Annotated in this window: 14 protein-coding genes; 2 read left to right on the top strand and 12 right to left on the bottom strand. The window is 40.7% G+C overall.

Annotated features, from left to right (window positions below; all coding sequences use genetic code 11):
* Positions 1 to 22: 22 nt before the first annotated feature.
* Positions 23 to 3,532 carry a S8 family peptidase gene (locus tag CEF19_RS07290; protein ID WP_157800896.1) on the bottom strand — a complete coding sequence of 1,170 codons (3,510 nt, stop codon included), beginning with the start codon at positions 3,530 to 3,532 and terminating at the stop codon, positions 23 to 25.
* A gap of 318 nt (positions 3,533 to 3,850) precedes the next feature.
* On the opposite strand from CEF19_RS07290, the gene secA2 reads away from it, so the two are divergent.
* Positions 3,851 to 6,205 (top strand): accessory Sec system translocase SecA2, encoded by a 2,355-nt coding sequence (gene secA2 / locus CEF19_RS07295; RefSeq protein WP_100405488.1) that lies wholly within the window; start codon positions 3,851 to 3,853, stop codon positions 6,203 to 6,205.
* Positions 6,206 to 6,218: 13 nt separating this feature from the next.
* Positions 6,219 to 7,112 carry an SLAP domain-containing protein gene (locus CEF19_RS07300; RefSeq protein WP_100405489.1) on the top strand — a complete coding sequence of 298 codons (894 nt, stop codon included), beginning with the start codon at positions 6,219 to 6,221 and terminating at the stop codon, positions 7,110 to 7,112.
* Positions 7,113 to 7,434: 322 nt separating this feature from the next.
* Here the strand turns inward: CEF19_RS07300 and CEF19_RS07305 are convergent, their stop codons facing one another.
* From CEF19_RS07305 to CEF19_RS23695, 11 genes are all read right to left on the bottom strand, one after another.
* Positions 7,435 to 8,241, bottom strand: a complete 807-nt coding sequence (locus CEF19_RS07305; protein WP_100405490.1) for a nuclease-related domain-containing protein — start codon at positions 8,239 to 8,241, stop codon at positions 7,435 to 7,437.
* A gap of 228 nt (positions 8,242 to 8,469) precedes the next feature.
* Positions 8,470 to 10,749, bottom strand: coding sequence for an S-layer homology domain-containing protein (locus CEF19_RS07310; RefSeq protein ID WP_100405491.1), 2,280 nt, complete (start codon positions 10,747 to 10,749; stop codon positions 8,470 to 8,472).
* 274 nt (positions 10,750 to 11,023) lie between these two features.
* The gene (locus tag CEF19_RS07315) at positions 11,024 to 14,080 is read right to left on the bottom strand and encodes a carboxypeptidase regulatory-like domain-containing protein (RefSeq protein WP_100405492.1); all 3,057 of its coding nucleotides are present in this window, start codon (positions 14,078 to 14,080) and stop codon (positions 11,024 to 11,026) included.
* A gap of 534 nt (positions 14,081 to 14,614) precedes the next feature.
* On the bottom strand, positions 14,615 to 15,322 hold the full coding sequence (locus CEF19_RS07320) for a CpsD/CapB family tyrosine-protein kinase (RefSeq protein ID WP_100405493.1): 708 nt from the start codon (positions 15,320 to 15,322) through the stop codon (positions 14,615 to 14,617).
* Positions 15,297 to 16,049 (bottom strand): YveK family protein, encoded by a 753-nt coding sequence (locus CEF19_RS07325; RefSeq protein ID WP_100405494.1) that lies wholly within the window; start codon positions 16,047 to 16,049, stop codon positions 15,297 to 15,299. Before CEF19_RS07325 ends, CEF19_RS07320 begins: the two co-directional genes overlap by 26 nt.
* A gap of 176 nt (positions 16,050 to 16,225) precedes the next feature.
* Positions 16,226 to 18,520 (bottom strand): S-layer homology domain-containing protein, encoded by a 2,295-nt coding sequence (locus CEF19_RS07330; RefSeq protein ID WP_100405495.1) that lies wholly within the window; start codon positions 18,518 to 18,520, stop codon positions 16,226 to 16,228.
* Between the two features lie 190 nt (positions 18,521 to 18,710).
* Positions 18,711 to 19,526 (bottom strand): hypothetical protein, encoded by an 816-nt coding sequence (locus CEF19_RS07335; RefSeq protein WP_100405496.1) that lies wholly within the window; start codon positions 19,524 to 19,526, stop codon positions 18,711 to 18,713.
* Positions 19,527 to 19,560: 34 nt separating this feature from the next.
* Complete coding sequence (locus tag CEF19_RS07340) at positions 19,561 to 20,073, bottom strand: VanZ family protein (RefSeq protein WP_227521940.1); 513 nt, start codon at positions 20,071 to 20,073, stop codon at positions 19,561 to 19,563.
* Between the two features lie 91 nt (positions 20,074 to 20,164).
* Positions 20,165 to 20,722 carry a hypothetical protein gene (locus tag CEF19_RS07345; protein WP_100405498.1) on the bottom strand — a complete coding sequence of 186 codons (558 nt, stop codon included), beginning with the start codon at positions 20,720 to 20,722 and terminating at the stop codon, positions 20,165 to 20,167.
* A gap of 177 nt (positions 20,723 to 20,899) precedes the next feature.
* The gene (locus CEF19_RS07350; protein ID WP_227521941.1) at positions 20,900 to 21,397 is read right to left on the bottom strand and encodes a spore coat protein; all 498 of its coding nucleotides are present in this window, start codon (positions 21,395 to 21,397) and stop codon (positions 20,900 to 20,902) included.
* An 85-nt stretch (positions 21,398 to 21,482) separates the two neighbouring features.
* Positions 21,483 to 22,679 carry an S-layer homology domain-containing protein gene (locus CEF19_RS23695; protein WP_227521942.1) on the bottom strand — a complete coding sequence of 399 codons (1,197 nt, stop codon included), beginning with the start codon at positions 22,677 to 22,679 and terminating at the stop codon, positions 21,483 to 21,485.
* Between the last annotated feature and the right edge of the window lie 75 nt (positions 22,680 to 22,754).

Here is a 22,754-nt window from a genome sequence, read left to right on the forward strand (position 1 = left end):
ATCATACTAGACTCCCAATTTGTTATTTTGATAGAACATCAACCGTCACATGATAAGGACGAATGCTTGGATTTCCTTCAATATCTTTGACACCAAGATAATACGATCCTTTTTCAAGTGTCGTTAAAATAACCTCTGAATCTCCTTGAGAATGGACTTTTGATTGTCTAATAACTTTACCATCTTTGTTGTACAGAGTTAATTCCCCGTCAATATCAAGTGGTACATCAAAGGTCACTTTCACTTCTGACTTTTCCTCTAGCTTAAATGAATAGTAGCCTGTATCTCCACCTTGGATACCAGCCTTTAAATAACCTGTTGTGGACCATCTATTCGCGCCATTCGCAACAAGCTTCTCTGCTTGTTCAGCTATTGGCTTTGTTGACTTTGTTCCTTGCTGTGCAGGTGCCACCGTCATACGGTAAGGTGTTAACGACGGATCCGCTATCCAGTTTTCTAAAATAATGAAATAACCTTTTCCTTTTTTTACTTTAAACGAACCATATTCATCTTCATCATCCCAGCCGCGGTCGAACATATAAGATGGACTTTCCATGTTAACTTCACCTTTTCCATCTACATCCTCGATCACAACGACTAGTGGATCAATCGTTTTGTACAATTCATCTGAAACGCCACGTTGCTTATGACGATTCCCTGTTAATACTTCAACATAAAATCCTAACACTTCATCTTTATCCGCCTCAAAATAAAACATATCCACATCACCAGTTAACGCAAAGTTACCAGTAAACGCATAGTCTGGTAGAGCCTTCGTCTTTTTTGGTGAGTTGTTTGATTCATAAGCATCAGACGGATTTTCAATTAATGGTTTTGAGGTGATTGTGTATTCATTTAATGAAGGTTGATAATAACGATTTGAAACGTAGAAAATATACGTTTCACCGCCCTCAAGTCCGACGGTAAAGTTGTTATCTTTAATCTCTCCATAATATCCCCAATAAGAGTCTGTTAGGTATTGGAATCGATTCTCTTCTTCATTGTATTTAAACACTTCCATAATCGGTGTAGCTGTTTGTGCGTCTGTCCAACTAAATTCGTAGATCCCGTCTTGCTCTGGGGTAACTTTCATTAAATCTACATCATAGCTATATTGGAAATAAGCTGATAGTTCATCGCCAACTTCATACGGCATTGCCATCTCTAGAATCTCTTCTGGGTCGATCCCATTATCATAATAGAACATATCATTATATAACCAATCAAGAACTTGCTTCGACATTTGCTGCTTCTTTAAGAAACTTGGAATATCCGTGGGCTCTGCTGGCACTTCAACTTCTTCACTATACTCACCGGTTTCAGGATACATGCCTCCATCCATCGGATACATGTCCTCATCTTGCGGTACTTCTCCTGATGCGATGCTGATTTCATATGGAACATGAGAGGATTTCGCTTTCATCTCTTCATAATACGGATCATACATCATGAAAAATGGATCATAATAATAATCAGGCTGACCTGTTACTTCAACTACATATTCTTGGCCTGGCATCGCTTCAAAGGAGAGCGTTTCGCCTTCACCGACTCCTTTAAAGTTAGAGGATTGGAACGGCCATGGCTCCATATTCATTATTTCCTCTAAATACTCTTCTGGAATCCCTTCAAGCATTTCGTCTGTTAACACTTGGTCAAATTCTTCAGCAAAGTAAACTAGAAGAGACGGGTCAACTCCCGGGATTCCCGAAACATTGACTTCAACAATTTGTGGCTCTTCCACAGTAAAGCGGAAATAATCACTATCCCCCTCCAGATCAGCTACGTACAATGGATCCTCTGATTCAAACGGGAGCCCCTCAATATAGTGTGGGTTTTCTTTATTATTTCCATCATCTAAGTAATTTTCATATTTTGCTAGAGATAAGTTAAAGATCGACGATCCGTCTTCTTTATACTTGTTATAAGCATCTTTCACACCAATAACAATCGTTCCGGCTTCGTCAGCCTCAAATAAATAACCCTCTGTCTTACCGTCAATCACATCATTGACTTTAAACGTATCACTAGGAGTTTGTTCCCCTAAACGATAATAATGAATGACTGCTTTATAGTCGAACGGATCTGTCCCGTCAAGAAGAAGCTGAACGAGCTCACCTTTTTGGACATTAACAGACCACCAATGTGTTTCACCTGGTAATTCAATTGTTCCTGATGTATCAAAGCCTTTTTCGCCAAGTTCAACATATTCTGCTTTTGACACTAAATCTGCTTTATCAACGATTGGTAAATCAGGAATCGAAGACACATCAAATTTAAGTGCAGCAACCGCGTCGATGAGACCGAAGCCATACTTCGTATCAAAACCAGGTGTACCTAAATCTTTTGCAGATTGCTGCAAGACATACATTACTTCAACCGGCGTTAAATCAGGATGCTTTGACAAAAGAAGCGAAGCAACCCCTGCGACGATTGGTGAAGACATCGACGTTCCTGAATAACGATTATAAGAAGAGCCTTTGTAAGGTAAAAAGTCTGAGCTATACACTTCAAAACCTGGCGCAACAACATCAATAGAAGGTCCATAGTTAGAGAAGAAAGCAAGCTCATTGTTTTCATCCGTTGCTCCTACACTTATAACACCGTCATATCCTGCTGGGAAACTAGGGTAATCACTCATACCATTGTTACCGGCTGCTGCAACGATTGTAATACCCGCTTCTAGTGCTTTATCAACAGCCTCTTCCATCACCTTTGTTCCAGGTCCACCTAAGCTTAAATTAATAATATCAACCTTCTGCTCAACAGCGATCATTAGTGCCTCGGCAATCGCATAATCTGATGTTCCCCAGCCACCATTAAACACGTCAATCGAAACAATATCTGCATTCGGGTTAACCCCCATTCCGCCTGCACCATTTTCAGCCTCTGCAGCAACTAAGCCTGCAACATGTGTCCCGTGGCTATCCTTTGTACCGCGACGTAATGGCTCGGCCACATTCATATCAGCTATGACCTTATTTTTTAACTCTGGATGATCATAATCGACCCCCGTATCGATAACAGCTACTTTCACTTTATGATCCCCAGCTAATTTCTGCGCTTCTTTAATGTTAAGAAGCGGGAGGTGATACATTGTATCTACCTTCGGATCTTGAGCAAACTTTTGAATCACTGCACTTGGAGAAACAGATTCAATACTCTCAAGCTTTGCGTAAGTTTCCATCACCGTTTCGATGGACTTTCCATCACGTACCTGAATCACATCAAACCCTAAGCTATTAATACGTTTAATAACTTGGCCACCTAAGCGACGATGTTCAGCGCTTGTTAGGGGTTTATCTAGCTTTACAACAAATGTATCCTTACTATAGAAAGACTGATCCTCTTCCTTTTTTGCTGCCTCTACTTCCTCTGGTGGTTCTAAACCTAATCGCTCATAAATTTCCGCATAGCTTTTTTCTGTTCCAGCCGTCTTTACGAGCGGACCAGCCTGTACAGCAGGGGTATAAAAGGTAGCCAATACTGCAAGAATTAGTGTTGGAATGAATACATATTTTTTTAGTGCTTTCATGTAAATAGTGCCCCTCCCTAAAAGGAATATTGTTTTCATATTCATCTTCGTGCTTCGGCTATACCCCCCCTTAGAAAACTACTGAATATCTGTAAACATATGGATATAGTATAGCAAAATTCTTACAATTTACCAATTATTATTTCACAATTTTACTATATTTTTCTAGGATGGTTTTTTAGTGTCCTACTAAAAAAAATGCGAAAAATAAAAGGTTTATAAACTATTTCACAAACCCTTGGCATTGACCCCCTACTGTTCTTTGCTGTAATAAATGTTATACTTAGGGATAGCAACTTATATGAAGGAGAGTATCTGATGTTATCATCTTTAAAAAAATTAATTGGCGACGGGCAAGAACGAAAAATCAAGAAATTTCGTAAGCTCGTTGAACAAATCAATGCATTAGAACCAACGATTGAAGCGCTGACAGATGAGCAGCTTCAAGATAAAACAGGTCAGTTTAAACAACAAATTACAGACGGAAAAACCGTTCATGATATAAAAGTAGAAGCTTTTGCTGTCGTTCGCGAAGCATCAAAGCGTGTGCTCGGTTTGCGTCACTATGATGTCCAGTTAATTGGTGGACTCGTTTTAAATGATGGTGATATTGCAGAAATGCCAACGGGAGAAGGTAAAACCTTAGTCGCTTCCCTTCCAAGCTATTTGCGTGCACTTGAAGGAAAAGGCGTACACGTCATCACTGTAAATGAATATCTTGCCACACGAGACAAAGAGCAAATCGGAAAAGTCCACGAATTTCTTGGTCTAAAGGTTGGTTTGAATATTCCAAACCTTGGTCCCGAAGAAAAACAGGAGGCCTATCAAGCCGATATTACATACGGGATTGGCAACGAATTTGGATTCGACTATCTACGTGACAATATGATGTACAGCAACGAACAAAAATCCCAGCGTCCTTTTCACTTTGCCATTATTGATGAAATTGACAGTGTATTAATTGACGAAGCAAAAACGCCGTTAATTATTGCTGGTAAGACATCTGTAAATCCGAGTCTTTATAACGTTTGTGCAAAGTTTGCTCGTGGCCTTAAAAGAGAAAAAGACTACATTTATGACTCTCTTATGAAATCTGTGAGTTTAACAGATGATGGAATCACCAAGGTGGAACGTGCCTTTGGTGTTGATAATTTATATGATCTAGAACACCAAACCCTTTTCCATTTTGTCCTGCAGTCGGTTCGTGCTCATGTCATGTTTAAACGCGATGTTGACTACATTGTCAAAGATGGTGAAATTCAACTTGTTGACATGTTTACAGGACGCATCATGGAAGGGCGTTCCTTTAGCGATGGCCTTCATCAAGCGCTTGAAGCGAAGGAAGGCGTTGAAATTACTGAGGAAAATAAAACGCAGGCTGTCGTTACCATTCAAAACTATTTCCGAATGTACCCCACAATGTGTGGCATGACAGGCACAGCAAAGACGGAAGAAAAAGAGTTTCAAATGCTCTATGCAATGGACGTAATTCAAGTTCCTACAAACCAACCGCGTATTCGACTAGACCAAAAAGATTATGTCTATGCGACGATTGATGATAAATATAAAGCCGTGGTCACAGAGGTTGAAAAACGCCACAAAACTGGGCAGCCAATTTTAATTGGAACAACTTCCATTATCCAATCGGAAACGATGGCACAATATTTAGATGATAAGCAAATTCCCTACGAGCTGTTAAATGCAAAAAGCGTCGAAAAGGAAGTCACACTCATTTCACAAGCCGGACAAATGAATCAAGTAACTATTGCAACAAACATGGCAGGTCGAGGAACCGATATTGAGCTTGGTGATGGAGTCGCGGAACTAGGCGGTCTGTATGTAATTGGAACAGAACGCCATGAAAGCCGACGAATTGATAACCAACTTAAAGGTCGTTCAGGACGCCAAGGAGACCCTGGCGAAACACAAATGTTCATTTCGATTGAAGATGAAATCTTACTACGTTTCGGTGAAGATGATATCGAGAAATTCCGACCAAATCTCCGAACCGATGAGCATGGTAGAATCTTAAATGAAGAGATTCATACCATTGTAGACCGAGCCCAAAGAATGTGTGAAAATCATAACTACGCTGCACGTGAATATACGTTAAAGCTCGATGATGTAGTTAACGATCAACGTAATGTCGTTTACAGTTTACGTAACAAGTTAATCTCAGATGCCGATTCAATGACTATTATGTATCCAATGCTTCACTCTGCAGCACAAAGTTATGTTGACCAATACTGTCTTGAGGGCCTTCTTCCAGATGAATGGAATCTTAGCGAGCTAAATGGCCGTTTGAACCAAGTTTTTGTACATGAGGACATAATTATCACAAAAGAGATGCAAGATAAGAAGGAAGTAAGTGACTATGTGCGCGAGAAGGTGGACGAGTACATCGACCTCTTAAAGCTCAAATCAGACGACGCCAAGATCCAATTCCTTTGTAAAAAAATTGTTCTTATGTCCCTAGATGTTCATTGGCTCCAACACATTGAAGACATGTCCCGGCTAAAAGAAGGAATTGGGCTCCGTGGTTATAGCCAAGAAGATCCTATGCGAATCTATAACCGAGAAGGATTTGAACTCTTTAAGTTGATGTATCAAACAATTGAACGCGATGTGAGTATTCACTTCGCGAAAAACATCCGCCCCCACCTCGAAGCTTAAGGAGGCAATCGTTGTGGCTATCTCAAGAAAAGAGAACAAGCAGCATGCACAGCAAACCTTGGTATCTGCTAAAGCATTACTCGGACAAGATAATGTGGACTCTAGTGAACCACTTAAGAAACACTCTCTTGTTGATACACCCTTATCGATTCCAGGCAATTGGAATCTTTCAAAAGAAGATCATTATGCATTGCAATTTATTTTACAAGATGCTCCTGAATTACACGAAAATGATATCGGCCTTTGCGGGGTTTCCGCTACACCAACCTCGTTGGGTGGCTATGAAGTGAGCGCGATAGTTCGGAATGGATCAGGAAAGTCGATTTCGTTTAGCGAGACGAGTCTTGTTTTACTAGATAAGCAAGGTGTCGTCATTGCGCGCAAATTATTTCACTTAGAGGGGTTGGGTGTTCTACCAGCCTTCACCTCTCGACCATGGACATTCGCATTTGAAGCAAACGACGTCACTCAGCAGCTAGAATCCGTAAAGGGTTGGAGCTTAGTTTTTGATTTATCAGCTGAGCGAAAGTATCATCAGCTCGACCCCCGTGGTGATTGGAGCAAACATCATTCAGCTTATACGGTAAATCTACTGCTAACTGCAGCATTAAAGGTCTCTGCTCCCCCGTTTGGCAAGATTCGTTTTCATTCTCTCAACGTCTCCAAAGAAGAAAACGGCTTACTGCTCGTCACGATTCTTATTCAAAACGGGAACGAGCATACGCTCCAACTTGAACAAGTGCCAGTTGAACTAAAAGCACCGGATGGCACGACCATCACACGGAGTAGCTTTGAGCTCGACTCCTTGCACGTCCCTCCGTACACAAGTAAGCTAATAACCCTGCTATTTACAGCAGATATGTATGACTACGATGGCGAAATGCAAGCAACAGTTCCACTTTCATAAGCTAAACCAGTCTCGGACCGCGTTCGAGACTGGTTTTTTGCTATGAGCTGGGGTGGGTAGGCGGATTGAGTGAGAGGTGGCGGTTGAGCGGTTTTGCTCAGGTTATTCGCGGTTCCGAGCAACATATTCGCGTTTCTGCCTAGGATATTCGTGGTTTCGAGCAATTTATTCGCGTTTCTGCCTAGGATATTCGTGGTTTCGAGCAATTTATTCGCGTTTCTGCCCATGATATTCGCGATTTCACTTCAAATGATAAATCCTCCCCTTTTTTGTCCCTGTGTGCGGCAACTTCATCGAGGAAAGGAAACGCCACGCAACATCTTTATCTCTTATCCCTAAAAAAAGCTCTTGCTTCGGCACTTGTTATTGTCTCGGAAATGAGGAGTGAATAATCCTTTAGCGCGTCAATATGAGCTGTTCGAGTTTTCTGATTGCATGCAAGACAATGCCACATCGCGGGAATTCGCCTGAGGGGTAGGTAGTTGCAACGGGGACATAAAACCCCTCGCTTGATTTCCTCAATCGTTAACTGAAACTGAGTCAGGACTGAACGTTCTTGGGGAGTATGCATTCGTTTTAATAAGCGGATCGCTCGTTTTATGTCTTTATCTGAGTGGCGGTTTATTCGATAGTTTTTTTCAAGCTCCTTGATTTTAAATGGAATGGATTCACGTCGGATAACTCTTGGGAGGATTCGATTCGAGGTGGTGCGCACAATTGATTGAGAATTGCCAATGACAACAAGGGATTCAATTGGAATGTCGGGAAGCTTATGCTTAGTCAGCCACATTTTTAATTGTTGTTGTTGACGTCGAATTTGAAGATGTGGGTCTGGGAAGGCTTCTTCCTGATCGTCTTGAGTACGAATAAGTTGATGAAAATCCGTGTCAAAAAAGAGCGTTCCCACAATATTTTTCACTTCAAGAATTAAGATAAAAGAGGTAGATAATAGGAGAGTGTCTAGTTGAAAGATGTGTTGGCCATGAGAAAGTCGGAGGTCATGCAACATGTAATAGTCTTTTTCAGGAAGAAAGCTCAGAAAATAATCGAGTGACTCTTCTCCTCTGAAACCTGCTGTGTTTTTAGCTAGCTGTTCTTTAATTCGGGCATTTTCGGATGGTTTGAGGATAGGCGCCGTATAAGGGCCTCGAGTTGGAGTAAACTAGTTGGTTTTTCACGCTGCTTAACAATCAAATAACCACTTCCTTTCAATTATTACTAGATTCAGGATATGAGCTAAAAATCCCTTCATCCTGGAAACAATACAGAATCAGTTTCACCTCTCTCAACGAGTTCCCCACTACACCAAAACAAAAGCTCCCCTCTCACTGAGAAGGGAGCTTCGGCATATTGTGGGTTACTTCTTGATGGCACGTTCTAAAAAGACTGCGAATTGGGCGCGGGTGACGTGGTCTCCCGGTCCGAATCGTCCATCTGCATATCCACCCGTTAAGCCATTTGTTGCCAAGGCCTCAATTTGTGAATAAGCCCAGTACTCTTTTGATACATCTGGGAAACTTGGTGTGGTTCCTATTGCTTTTAACTTGTAGGCTCTTGTTAAAATTGCTGCCATTTGCGCGCGGGTTAGTTTACCATTGGGATCAAAACGACCGCTTTCTTTCCCCGTCATTAAACCGGCTCCGGCAATGGCTTTTATATCATCATATGCATAATAATCGGTTGCTATATCTGAGAATCCTGGATTTTGATAGGTTATGCCATTATTCTTTAAGTTAAACTCACGAACGAGCATTGCTGCAGCCTGAGCACGGGTTAATTCTGATGATGGCTGAACAGTTCCGTCACTATATCCACGAAGGACATCGCGTTCTTTTAAAAACAATAATGCATTATAAGCCCAATATCCAGTTGGTACATCTTTAAATTGTGTTTGTGTGGACACAAGAACAGGAATTCGTTTTTCGATTCCATTAAAGGAAGCAATAATTGTTCCACTACCAGTTTCATTGCCCGCCACAAAACGTCCGTTACTATCGATTGTTCCGATGTTTCCTTGTACTTTCCACTCAACAAGTGAGCTATCAAAAATTGGTTGAGGATCCTGTTTATTTTTTGCTGTTGCTTTAAAGGTTTGGGTCGTACCTGGTTTAACAGTTAAAGATCCAGGTTGAACCTCTAATGAGTCAAAACCGCTAACCACCTTAATCGGTAGACTTCCAACAGGGCTTCCATCATAAGATGCACGAATGCGTCCTTCTCCTGCCTTCAATGCGCGGAATTTGAGACCATTCACCTCACCCACACCTTCTGTTACAGTAAATGATATGTTGCTTTCACTATATGTAACCGAATTATAATACTCGTCCAAGGCAAATCCAGGCTTCACTGTAACCGTTGAACCAACAACGACTGGACGACTGATTGCCTCCATCCGAATGGTTGCCGGCTTAGATAGTGGTGCTGTGCTTACCGCTTGTAATGTAGCAGAAACGCGACGCTCGGTTCCATCTGAGGGGCGATTTGCTAAGGTCGCAAAGGTTTGACCATGGCGCCTAGCTGCCATCGTTGTTGAACCGCCTCCATCAAAATTTAAAGCTCGGTCTGCCCCAAGCGTTACCATATAATTCGCAAATTCACGCATGGTCATCGCACTAACCGTTACCATAAAAACATTATTACCCGTGCTATCAACACCAACGCCTGTCCGAGCGACACGTTGCGATGCACGCCAGTTTGATTCATTCATTGTTATATTAACTTGACCATTTCGGACAAGTTGTGGGCCGCTACCGAGAATTAATTCAGCGCCCTTCCATGTACTATTAATATCTAGGGTTACTTCCACTTGGTCGCCAGCCTTCAGCTTCCCAAGCTTGTCAAGGTTTTCTGCACCATGTCCTGATAAGACAAAACCATCAGCTGGTATCACTGCATTTCCACCTTCACCATATTTCGTTACTTTTTCGACGGTTCCTGTGACCTTATCCCCAAACTTTAAATTTTTCATATTCTTTGATGCATTGCGGACAATAACTTCGGCTCCGTACGAATTCGTCCCCGTACGACCGCTTGCTTGAGAAGGTGTATAGACGATAAGCTCATTAACATCACGAATGTAGTTTACATTGTGGATAGTTAACGATTGACTATTGAAAATAGCCTTTGATGTAATTTCATAATGGTCAACAGTAGCCTTTCCATCACTTTTTACACCAAATGCGATTGGCTCACTTCGATAAAAATTTCGGTCCGTCGAAACGATTCCGTAATTTATCACATGATCTCGTTCAGCAATAATGCTAAATGGCATCCGGTCTGTAGACGTCATATTAAAAAACGTGGCATTCACGGCACCCACGACACGGTAGCCAGATACTGTTCGATCCTTCGCTTGTTGCGTAGTCGTTCTTGTTGCACTAAACGGCTGGGGGGCATTAACCCCTAGCTTCGTAAAAGGATCAGTCAATGATACATTTAATACATTGGCTCTTCGGTTAGCCCCACCCGCTGAGACAAGCTCCTCAACATATTTAACACCAGGTGACACCTGGAACGTTTCTACAAGCTGTCCAGCAGCCTCAACTTTTGCAGCCCCGTTAAAGGCTAAAGTGCTAGACATTACAAAAGTCACGGCTGTGAGTAGCGCAATTTTTGTTTTTCTATGTACCCCTATCATTCAATCTCTCCTCTGAAGACGTGAAAACATTGCTGTTATCCGCTATCTAATCTAATAATCAAGTTTTCTAGTTTTTAATCTAAATAACTTGTCATCTATTAGTAGAATATGTCAATTAAACTACTACGTCAACACGAAAATCCTCATCATTTTATTACATTATATGTAAAATAAATGTTCTAACTCTACTCTCAGCAGGACAAATCTATTTTTCTGTGATAGCATTTCCAAAAAAAAAAGATCATAGGCGTTAACCTATGATCTTCGTTTTCTATTACTTTTGTAGTTGAATAACTGGTACATTTACTGTATTCTCCGCAATCGTTACGTCACGTTTTACAGAGTTATAACCATTTACGAATACACGTACATCGTAAGAACCATCAACTAAAGCTAATGTTGCATTACCACTAGTTAAAGATGCTAATTCTACTAATTTACCGTCCTTATCAAAGGCTGCAACTAATCCTGTAGCATTTACATTGTTTTCATTTACGACAAGTAAGTTTACATTTGATTTCTCAGCAACTACTTCATTTTGAAGTTTTACTTCAACTGCCTTTTCTTCGCCTTTTGCAATTGATACTGTCGAGCTGTGATCCACTTTACCTTGTTGAGCAGTTACCGCTAAACGATACGTACCAGCAGCAAGATTATTAAATGTTAATTCAGCAGCATCTCCAGTCACCGTTTTACCTGCATCGGTAGAATCAGCATCAGCGTATGCATCAGTAAGTGTTACCGAATCAGCGTTAACTACGACCGCTTGACCAGCAGCATCTACAAATGAGAATTTAACTTGGGCATTTCCACCAACTACAACCTCATGATTACGGTTTTCTAAGTTGTCACCAGCTTCCACTGTTACATTTGTTGCTTTTGTTTCAGCGCCATTTGCACGAATAACAACTTGATAAGCACCAGGAGTAAGCTCTTGGCTGTAAGCACTAGATTCAATTGTTGTGCTAGCAACAAATTCACCAGCTTCTTTTCCTTCTACAGACACTGCATAAAATGAAACTGTTCCACCTGCAACAGCTGCAAGGGTACCCTCTGCACGAACAACACCAGAAACATTAGCAGTTGTCGCTACATCTGCAAGAGTTACGTCGCTTGTTGCCGTTGCGTTTTTCGCAACCGTTACGTCATTTGTTTTTGTTACCTTACCAGACTTAGAAACTTCAACTTTGTAATCACCGGCTTCAACACTCTTGAATGAGTATACACCAGCATGGTTTACGTTTGTTTCAGCAACTACTTCGCTACCTTGTAGAAGTTTAACTGTTGAGCCAGCTTCTGTTGTTACCGCTACGTTACCAGCAAGTGTAACACGGTCACCTTCAGTAATCACATCTTGGCTATTTGTTACATTCAATGCATATTCAGTAGGAAGAACAAAGTCACCTGTTACTTTTACAGTATAAGAACCAGCTGGAATACGTTCGAATGAGAATTTGCTTCCATCAACTGTACCTTCAGCGATTACTGCACCGTTTTGTACAAGCTCAGCTTTTAAGCCAGTTGTGTTTAAGACTTCGTTAACACCTTGAGCTGCTACTGTAAAGTCAAGCGCATTTCCTTGAACAAGATTTACGTTATGATCTGCATTTTGGCCTTCAGTTACTGAAACTTGACCAAGGTATAGAGCATCTGTTGTGTTATCAACCTTCACAGAATATGTTCCAGTTGGAAGTGTTACGTTAGAGAAACTATACTCCCCATTTGCATTTGTTGTTGCTTCTGCAACTTTACCATCTGCATTGTGAATTTCTACTGTTGCTGCTTCAACTACTGTCCCAGCAGGATTTTTCGCAACACCTGTCAAATTCATTGAACCGACTGTAGACATTTGGATACCAGCAAGTACATTCGTTTCACCATCAGCTTTCAATGTGAACTCGATCCAGTCTGTCGCTTTAAGAGCATTTGAAAGATTTGCTGTATAATCCTTTGATACTTGAAGGCGAAGCTTGTCGCCGAAGTTTAATTTGTTTCCAGCATTTGCAATATCAATTTTACCGTCAATAAATGAAAGGTCTGTATCTAAATCAAGCACTTCCCACTTCTCAGTTGTTTGGTTGAATTTTTCAACTGCTACTGTTGCCTCAGTAATAGCTGCACCAGAAACTTTGTTTACTACGTTAGCTTGAACGCTGATGTTTGCTTTTGATAACGCACTAAGTCCTGTAGTGATGACTGTTACTGCCTCATCCTTAACAAGGGTCACTTTTTGAGCTTTAGGCTCGAATCCAGTTTTGCTGAATGTAACTTCTTGCTCGCCTTCTGTTAAGTTAGCTAAGTGGAAGAAACCTTCTTTGTCCGTTACTGTTGATTTGTTACCAACTTTAACTGTTACACCTTCAACTGCTGTAGAACCATCACGTACAAAACCAGTTACAGCAGTTGCCGCTTCCACTTCTACTTTTTCTGATGTAAAAGTTAAACTCGTCCGATTGCCTTTATAAGAAAGCTTATACTGAGTATCTTCAACTTGTTTTGAAGTTGTAAGAACAACGGTGCTGCTTGCATTAGAAGCACTTGCTTCTGAAGCCTTTAATGTTGCTTCCTTTACTTCAAGGCCCTCAATTACGAAGTCTTCAGCTTTTACGTCAGCTGCATCTAATTCTTGATTGAATGTTACCTCAACTGTTGTATCATTTACGAAGTTAACAGAAGTAAGACCAACTTCTTGTGTATATTGTAAAACTAACGCACGATCAATAAATGTCGCAAATTGTGCACGGCTTACAGGTTCTTTAGGGCGGAAATCGTTTACGTTTGTAATGCCATTTTGAGCTAAAATTTCAATGTTTGCACGATGACTAGCATCTGCTTTCTCAAGGTCATTAATTGTAACATTCTTGTTGTTCGCCTCGAAACCGAATGCATTTACAAGAATTGAAGCCATTTGCATACGTGTTAATGTATCACCATTTCCGAATGTTCCATCTGCGTAACCATTCATGATATTGGCATCTTTCATAGCTTGTGCAACTGGAGCATGGTAGCTATCCTTTGACAAGTCAGCGAATGGTGCAACTTCTACTGTTTCAGACACTTCTAGCTTAAGTGCAGAAGCAATCATTGCAGCTGCTTGACCACGAATGATGCTCTGACTCGGCTTGAATGTTCCATCCGGATAACCGTTAATAATTTCTAAATCTACTAAGTTAGCAATTTCAGTAGCTGCCCAGAAATCTGCTCCTACGTCAGAGAAGCTCTTTGACGCTGCTTCTACGTTTTGAACAGGCACTGCCACCGCTGATGCAACAACTGCTGCTGTTAATGAAGTAGCTAGAAACTTACGGTATGATTTTGGTTGATAACTCATGTTTATAATTTCCCCCTTGGTATATGTGTATCTAAAGTTTAGGTCGTCCCCATTATGTATTAGTGAACCGCCCCCTGAACCTAGACTCAGAATATCAATTTGCAGAAAAGCTCTCAATACTAAAAATATGGTAAGCGGGGATAGTTACTGGGCGTTTTGGATCAATCCTTCCAAACATCCTAATCAAAATTAGGATATATTTCTGAATATATTTTTAGCGATTAATTGATTTACCAGTACTTTGAAATCAAAAGTACAGTAGTTCTCAATTATTCGAAGAGTTTTGAAATTAATAGGAGATTTAAAAAATTGAGGCATGAGTTCCAACGAGTTTTGGGATGTTAACTTGAATTTGATTGATAGAAAGGGTGGCCTCTTAACTAAAGTGAGGAGAGAGTGATTTATTTAACATTTTCTCGGTTTTCAAGTTTTCCGAGATTACCGACCTTATTCGAAGAAACGGCATCACAACCACACATGACACGAAAACCAGAAGAAAACCTCAGCCGACGATCTGGCTGAGGTTTCAATTTATTATTTAGAAGTTCCGTAGTAATAGTAGTAACTATTATCGTCACCTTTAGGCTTTTGATTCAATACTACCCCAAGCACCTTTGCTTGGGCCTGAGTAAGAAGCTCTTTTGCTTTTAACGCTCCGGCACGGTCAGTCTTCCCACTATTCACAACAAAAATAGAACCATCACATTGATTAGCCAAGACCTGAGCATCCGCTACAGCAAGCACTGGCGGTGTATCAAAGAAAACGAAGTCATATGCGGTACTCGCTTCTTCCATAAATCGACTCATTGCTCGCGATCCTAAGAGCTCAGATGGATTTGGAGGAATCGGCCCACTCGTCATTAAGTCAAGTTTTTCCACGTCAGTTCGAGAAACAGATCCTTCAAAGGTTGACTGTCCAGTTAATACATTCGTCAGACCGAGCGTGTTCGGTGTTTGGAACGTGTAGTGGACAGTTGGCTTTCGTAAATCTGCATCGACTAGAAGAACTCGCTTTCCTTGTTGCGCGAAAACCACAGCAAGATTAGCGACAGTTGTTGACTTTCCCTCCCCTGGTCCTGCAGACGTCACAAGAATTTTTTGAAGGTTTTCCTCAAGAGACGCAAACTGAATATTTGTTCGAACCGAACGATATTGCTCGGCAATTGGAGATTTCGGTTCAATATGACTAATAACTTTCCGTTGCTCTGAAGCCTTATCAGCTAACCGATTTTTTCTGCTCACTTGTTTCACGTCCTATCCGTTTTGACCTTGATTTCGAAGGAGTATCAATTTCATCCATTTGTGAAATGGTTCCGAGTATAGGCAACTCCAAATACTTCTCAATATCCTGCTCAGAACGGATGGATTGATCTAAGTACTCAAGTAAAAATGTCAAACCAACAGCTGCCATTAAACCAACAACAAAGGCAATTGCCATGTTCAACTGAGGGTTTGGGGCTACAGGGTTTGAGCTGTCTGTTAATTCAGCACTTGCAAGAATAACAACATTATCAACACGAAGTAAATTAGAAATCTCTCGTTGAAATACGGCTGCTGTCGTATTCGCAATTTCAACAGCTAACGCAGGATTTGGGTCCTCCACTCGGATTGTAACCACTTGTGACTGACCTTCTTGTGTAACATTAAGTTGACCATTTAATTGACGATGAGTGCGATCCAAATTCATTTCGGCCACAACTTGGTCAAGAATATATGGACTTTTCATAACTACATTATAGGTTTGAATATACTTTGAATCGACATCAAAACCAGCAGCTTGTAGAGCTGAAGCAGTGCCTGCAGCTTGCTGACTAACTAATATTTGTGTCGATGCTTGATAAATCGGGGTAAGGTAAAAGAAGCTAATTGCACCACTTGCGCCAACGGCAAGCACTGTAACAAGAATGATCATGACAAATCGTTTTTTTATCGTTTCAACTATTTCCCGAAGACTTATCGTTTCTTCCATAACATCAATATCCTCCATAAACCATTCTCGGTAGACTTGTACTTTGTAAGAATACCATAAAAAACAGACAGAAAGTGAGAAAATCCCGAAAAAATTTTACGTTTTTAGGAGAGATATGACAATTTTCTCCTATATTGCAAAGAAAAAAAGGGCCCTTTGGTGGACCCCCTTTTTAATTAGTTCATTAAGTCTTGAACTTTTAGTAAGCGATCAAGCATTTTTGCCATTTGAGCACGAGTTGTTGACTCTTTCGGGTCAAACTCACCACTCTCTTTTCCTTCCATAATTCCCGCTTGTAATAGACGTTCAACATCTGTTTGAGCCCAATCACCAATACGGTTTACATCAGGATATTGCGTAAGAGATTTTGTTGCATCAAGCTTGCTTTCATTAACGCCAATGTGCTCCATCGCACGTGAAATCATTGCAGCAGCTTGTTGACGCGTTACTTTTTCATTTGGAGAGAAGGTTCCGTCTTGGCGTCCTTGAACGATACCCGCTTCAATCACCGGTAAAAATTCAGCCATAAACCATTCGTCACCAGCTACATCCTTAAATTGATTTTCATAGTTTTCTGATGAAACAAGACCAAGTGCACGACTAAGCAAAACAGCTAATTGAATACGAGTTACCGACTCATTCGGAGCAACCGTGCCGTTTTCTCTACCTTGGAAAATATCACGAACAGACAAACGGTCAATTTCTGGCTTTGCCCAGAATGTATTAGGTAAATCTTTAAATATTACTGGTTCGCGCTCAACAACAACATATTTACTAAATGTGAAAGAAGCAAAACGTACAGCTTCTCCAAATGTTTGAGTCGGAACAACCGTTGGCTCACCATCCACATTTAAAACAACAACATTGTCTAAATTCTCAACATTATCAATTGGAATTTCACGATAAACATAACTTGAGAAGTTACTAATGTTCGCTTGACGTTCACCTGAGCTAACAGTAAGGCTAAAATCAACTACCTCAGACTTTTTATTTGATAAACCTTTTGGACTAGTAGACAATTTCCCATTAACAATCTCAGTTTCTGCAGCAGTTGCAGGATTTGCTGAAATGTTAATAGTAAATTCGGCTTCTTCTCCTAATTGAAGAGCTTGACGAATCTTATCTTCTGAAAGCTCATTAACTGGAATACTAATGCTTCCAGTATCAGTTTCAACATCGATTATCAGATTCTTATTTGGAGAGTTTAATAACGCTAGAACCGCTTCCTTTGGTAAACGAAGCTCAGCTAGCTCACCTTCTACACGCTCAAGCTGTACCTTCACACGGTCTGCAGTTGGGTTATTCGCTAGTACTTCAGCTAATTTACCTGAATCTACTTTCGTTATAGCCTTCACTATACCAGTCGACGTTGTTTCACGTTCAACCGTAGTCGTATTACCTGCATCTACTGAAGTTCCCGGACGGTCTGGCAAATTAGGAATTGGTTCTGGATCTGGTGTTGGATCAGTTGGAGGAGGTGTACCGCCACCGGTGTTAGGGCTACTTATAGTTATTTTTTTTGAAGCAATTCGTAAATCTTCGTCATTTTTCAGATGTGCAGTTACAGTATACTCACCTGCCATGGTTGGGATGAATTTATCTGCATCTTCGCCGAGCGTATTAACAACTCCAGAAGGGTTTGTAATTTTCCAAGTCACATCACTTGTAATTGAAGGAGAAATTCCACCGTGCATTACTTTTAATATGATTCTTTGTTCATTATTCACTTGCTTGGTTCCTTCAATAACAAAACTCGATTTCCCCGGGGCTGCAACAGCTGTTTTCAACAACTCAGAACGAGCATCGCCGTTAGGATCCACAGAAGAATTAAAGCTTTTTTCATATCTAAACAAACCAGTTAATCCAATACCTAAAGCCTCAGTAAGACGACCATCTAAATCATCATATTTAGTGTCTCTAGTATTTTCAACTGCTTTTAATATTGCTTCCTCATAAGTGCCACTTAATAGTTCAATAACAAACCCTGGACTGTTTACTTTTGTCTCTAAATCTCCAAAAAACTCAATCATTTGTGCTGTTGTCACAGTTCCGTTAAAAAGATCTTGGTAATTTTTGCTCTGACTTTCACGGTAAGAAACTATAGCATCTTCAAGCTCTCCTGCACTGGTGTAACTAGAGTAAAACAGTTTACCAGTTTCTTTGATTAATTCAAGAAATGCACCTTCCTTTGTAGAATCAACCTTTGTTGGATATTCCGCAATTGAAAAATCACCAATTTTATTAAAAGATTGCTGTAGAATTGTAGCATCCGCTGTTCTATTGTCATTCTTATAAAAATTAATCATTCTTTGTGATAAATCATGAATTTGTTGCTCAGTATTTGATGCCTCAACCTCGGCTGCACTAACCTGCACTCCACCAATTGGTGCCGTAGCTGCTAAAGGTGTTACAACTAAAGCTGTTGCAAGCATGATACTCATTGCTTTTTTTGTAAAGGGATACTTTATCATTTTGCCACTCCTTCTATTTTTCAAATTGTTAAGTCGTGTCTATATTAACAAGTATGTAAACTAGTTAATTATATATAGTACTCTACTAATATTAATATTAATTTCCTTAAATTACAACTAATAATTGTCATTTATTAACTAGTTTAGTACCAGTTTCTTCTTGAGAAACAACTGAATATATCCAATAACCTTAGTTATTCATTAATGCTTTTAACTCACTCTGTTGAGCAGCTTTCTTTGCTTCGTAGGAAGCTTGAAAGTCTTGTGCCGCTTGTTTACTATGCCCGTTAGTTGCAAGTTCGGTTTGTAATTGACGATACTTGGCATAGAAAGCAGCATCTGCACTCGCCTCAAGTTGCTCGGCACGGGAACGATACTTACCTGCATCAACTGTACCATCTTCACTATCCATATATTCATCAAACGCTTGTTGTACTAACGAATCCAACTTCCCTTGATGCTCCCACTCCAAGCGCTGAAACTCCGGGAAATACTGATTTTTTATTGATGTTACCGAATCATTCGACTGTGGACTAGTAGGCGCATTATTGGTTTCCTTGTCACTTTGGTTACCTGTTTCTCCCGTTTTTCCTTGCCCACTTCCGCCAGTTCCGTTTGCTCCATTTGTTTCACTTGTTCCATTTGAATTAGTTGAATTGTTTGAATTGTTTGTTCCCGCTGAATCAGTTCCAACAGAGGTTTTAGATGTATCATTTGAATCAGCAAGCTTTGCATCATCAGCGATAATCATTCTGTCTCCATCTGCTGTTTCCGCGGCATATACTGTATTTCGGTTTGTCGTATCCACGGTTTCTGTCTTGTCTTCTGTTTCATTTCTGTCCGAGTTAGCTTGAACGACGTCCTGTTCTTCGACCTTCTCTTCATCTAATGGGGTCACGCCACCAACTTCAGCTGATTGCTCAACACGCTGTTGAAAAACCGTGCTACCAATCACAATGAGTAAAACTAAAAACAAACTTGATCCGATTAGCCAACCTTTTTTCATGATTAATCTCTCCTTCTGTCCTGACCTAATCCTTTCATTGTACTTTACTATGTTTCTTACGTCTATGTTTCCAGCTGGATATAAGCAGATAGAAGGATATCCCTATTAACCCACCTAATGAATCTAGTTTCACATCCTCAATCAATCCTGTCCTTCCAGGGTGAAGAAAATGGCGATATTCATCAATGGAAGCAAAGAGTATGACTATAGACAAGGCCAGGACAACTCGCCAAAACCAATACAATCGTGTCACGCTTAGTAAGCGCAATGTTAAAAAGCCTAGAATAGCAAACACGGAAAGATGCGCACCTTTGCGAATAAAGAATTCGACAAACCCTTCTGCTCCTCGTTCCTTAACACTAATTTCGGACTCCGCATATGTAAACGATACCCAACCAAACCAAGACTCGGCCCAATCGACATTATACCCTCTTAAAATCGGGCGTAAGTCCTGTTCCGAGTATGGTTGAGATGAAGCATACACGATAATTGACACCCACACCAACAGGAGAGCTGCAGTCACAGCTATTTTCGATCGCTTTTGCAAAAAATCACCTATTCTTCTCTATTAAAAATTCCGCTCAATAAATCCCTCCATTATTTTACATCGTTTTCCAATTAAGAGCAATTGCTTTTCTTTATTCTCCAGAAGGTAGAGTGGTTCCGATGTTCCGTTGACCAAGCATCATTAATTCCTGCACAAATGCATGAGATAATTGCTCGACCCGAAGTTCGAACTCAAGCTCAAATTCAAATGCATCATCCCGGGGATAGCCTGCTTCTTCCATCTCATCTTGTAAAGCGATGTATTCAGTCCAAAATTGTTCCCTGAATGTCTTTTCCGCCTCTCGAGCACTGCTTTGATATTCGTTAACAAGATCGTGATAGCTCATTTCATCATTGAGCACTTTTTTATAATAAACTTGTGTTGCTTCTTGCAAAAGCTGATTCATTTGTATTTCATACCCCGCATACGCCTCTTCAAAACCTACTGAAAAATCGAACTTCATATCAACTACCGTTCGTTCACTCCGAATGTAGCCATGATTCAATGGAAACTGATAATCTTGAAGTTTCGAGGACGCCGTGGCATTCGTTTGATAAATCTGATTCTGCCAGTGCCACTGCCCCGCAAAAATGAGGGCACTTAGGGCAACAGCGAGAATAAGCACAACAAGGATGCTACGTCTTTCCACCCGTCCCACCCCCCTCTTTGTAATAGTTTGATTCATTATATCACCTTTGAAACTGACTAGAGACACTAGATATAACAAAAAAAGCACTCATTATGAGTACTTAACTTTAGTCATAGGGACCCAAAGCAATAAGGTCCCTATGCTTATAATTACCTTTTTGGTAAGTTCAGGGCATTTTTAATATGATTTGTTTAAAGCTTTTGATGCAAGGTTCACGTCATTTTCTAGCAATTCTTCTAGGTTATACGATGGGTAGAGGTTTCGTTGGTATATATATCGATACGCTTTGGCATGCGTATCGATGACTTTCATTAAATGTTGTGTTAACACCTGTCTAAGCGCAGGAGTCGCTGTTTCCGTAATAGCAATTGCATAATTGCGAACGCCTGTTTTAAAAAACGCTAGTAAGTCTCCTGCATAAAAAGGAATGTCCTCGTTTCGATAATCGTCATCTAAACCATCTCGAGGTGCCACCGAATAGAACACTAGAAGCTCTTGTATGTTTTTACTTAAACCCTCAATCGCCTCTACATATAACTCTTTTAACGCTTGATCCTTAATATCCGCATACGCTTTTTTTAATTTCATGAGCCCAACAGACTGAAATGCAACCAATTCGTGAATTTCTAGCGTTTCATGCCAAGCTAAGTGTTGAGGTGTGTGCTGATGATTCAATTTAAATTCCCCCTAATGAATTAGTCCTTTTCACCATATTCACAGCCTAGAATATGGAACATTGTCTTATCCATTTTTGGGCAAATCAAAATTGCGGCACGTCCTTCTCAAGTCCAATCATAATAACCGGTGACTTCTGCGGATTTAACCATTTCAAAAGCTTGATAACATCGGTCTCTGCCAAAGCGATACAACCAGCAGTTGGACGATTATAGTCACGCCACACATGAAGAAAAATCGCACTACCCTTTCCTGGAACGATTGGATCCGTATTGTAATCAATCACGACGGCATACTTATATTGACTAATTGCAAGGCGTTCAAAGCTTTTCCATTTTTTCGTTGGGTCGCCTTTATATGTAACCCACTTATTGTAATCAGGTGAAGATGGATCGTCTATCCAATAATCAGCCTTTGTGGTTTGCTGATATGGAAGTCGTACACCAGTTGGGGCAGGCGCTGTTCCAAAAGCCTTCGACAAATGAAAGCTCCCAATTGGGGTTTGTCCATCGCCTTCGCTCTTATTGCGACCCATGCCGTTATAGCCAAGCACCGCATTCATCACCGGTAGCGCCTCGTTTACCTTTCCATTGACTCGTTCATACGTACGCACCGTCGCTGTTTGACTCGTTAGCGAACTAGCTACAACAACGATGATTTGCTCCGTCACGTTTGGCTTAAAGCGCTCCTCAAGCACACGGGCCAAAAACACCGAAAATTGAGCCCGTGTGGTTGGTTCATTGGGGCGATATGTCCCATCGCTGTATCCTGTTGTAATTCGATTGTCTGCCAATCGTTGAATCGATCCATAGAAAAGGTAAGAATCATTGATATCACGAAATAGCTTATCAAATTTAGATGGCGCTAACTTAAAAGCACGATCCAAAATGGCTGCCATTTGCCCTCTTGTTAAAGGTTGGTTCGGTAAAAAGCGCCCCTGTTTCCCGTTTATAATCCCTTCATCGGCAACAGCCGCAATATAGTCATATGCATAAAAACCTTTGCTAATATCAGTAAATCCCGGATTAGGCCGTTCCTCTACACTTAACCCCAAAGCTTGAACAATCATTGTCGCAGCCTGTGCACGGGTCACTGTTTGATTTGGCTTAAAACTCCCATCCGGGTAGCCTCCTACAATCGAACGATTAGTGAGTAACTCAATTTCAGCCTTCCCCCAAAAATCTTCTCCGACATCATAAAAGGTCGTCGACGCTTGGATTGGTGAATGAACCAGAAAAAGAGACAGAACAAAAATAACGCACATCCATTGTCTTCGTCTCACATTCAATTCTCCTCTCACTTTTAATGAGCAAATTATAACACACAAACTTTCTCGTTCGATAAATCTGTAAGGAAT

Source organism: Bacillus solitudinis (assembly GCF_002797395.1).
In the GTDB taxonomy this organism is placed as follows: Bacteria; Bacillota; Bacilli; order Bacillales; family Bacillaceae_D; genus Halalkalibacter_A; species Halalkalibacter_A solitudinis.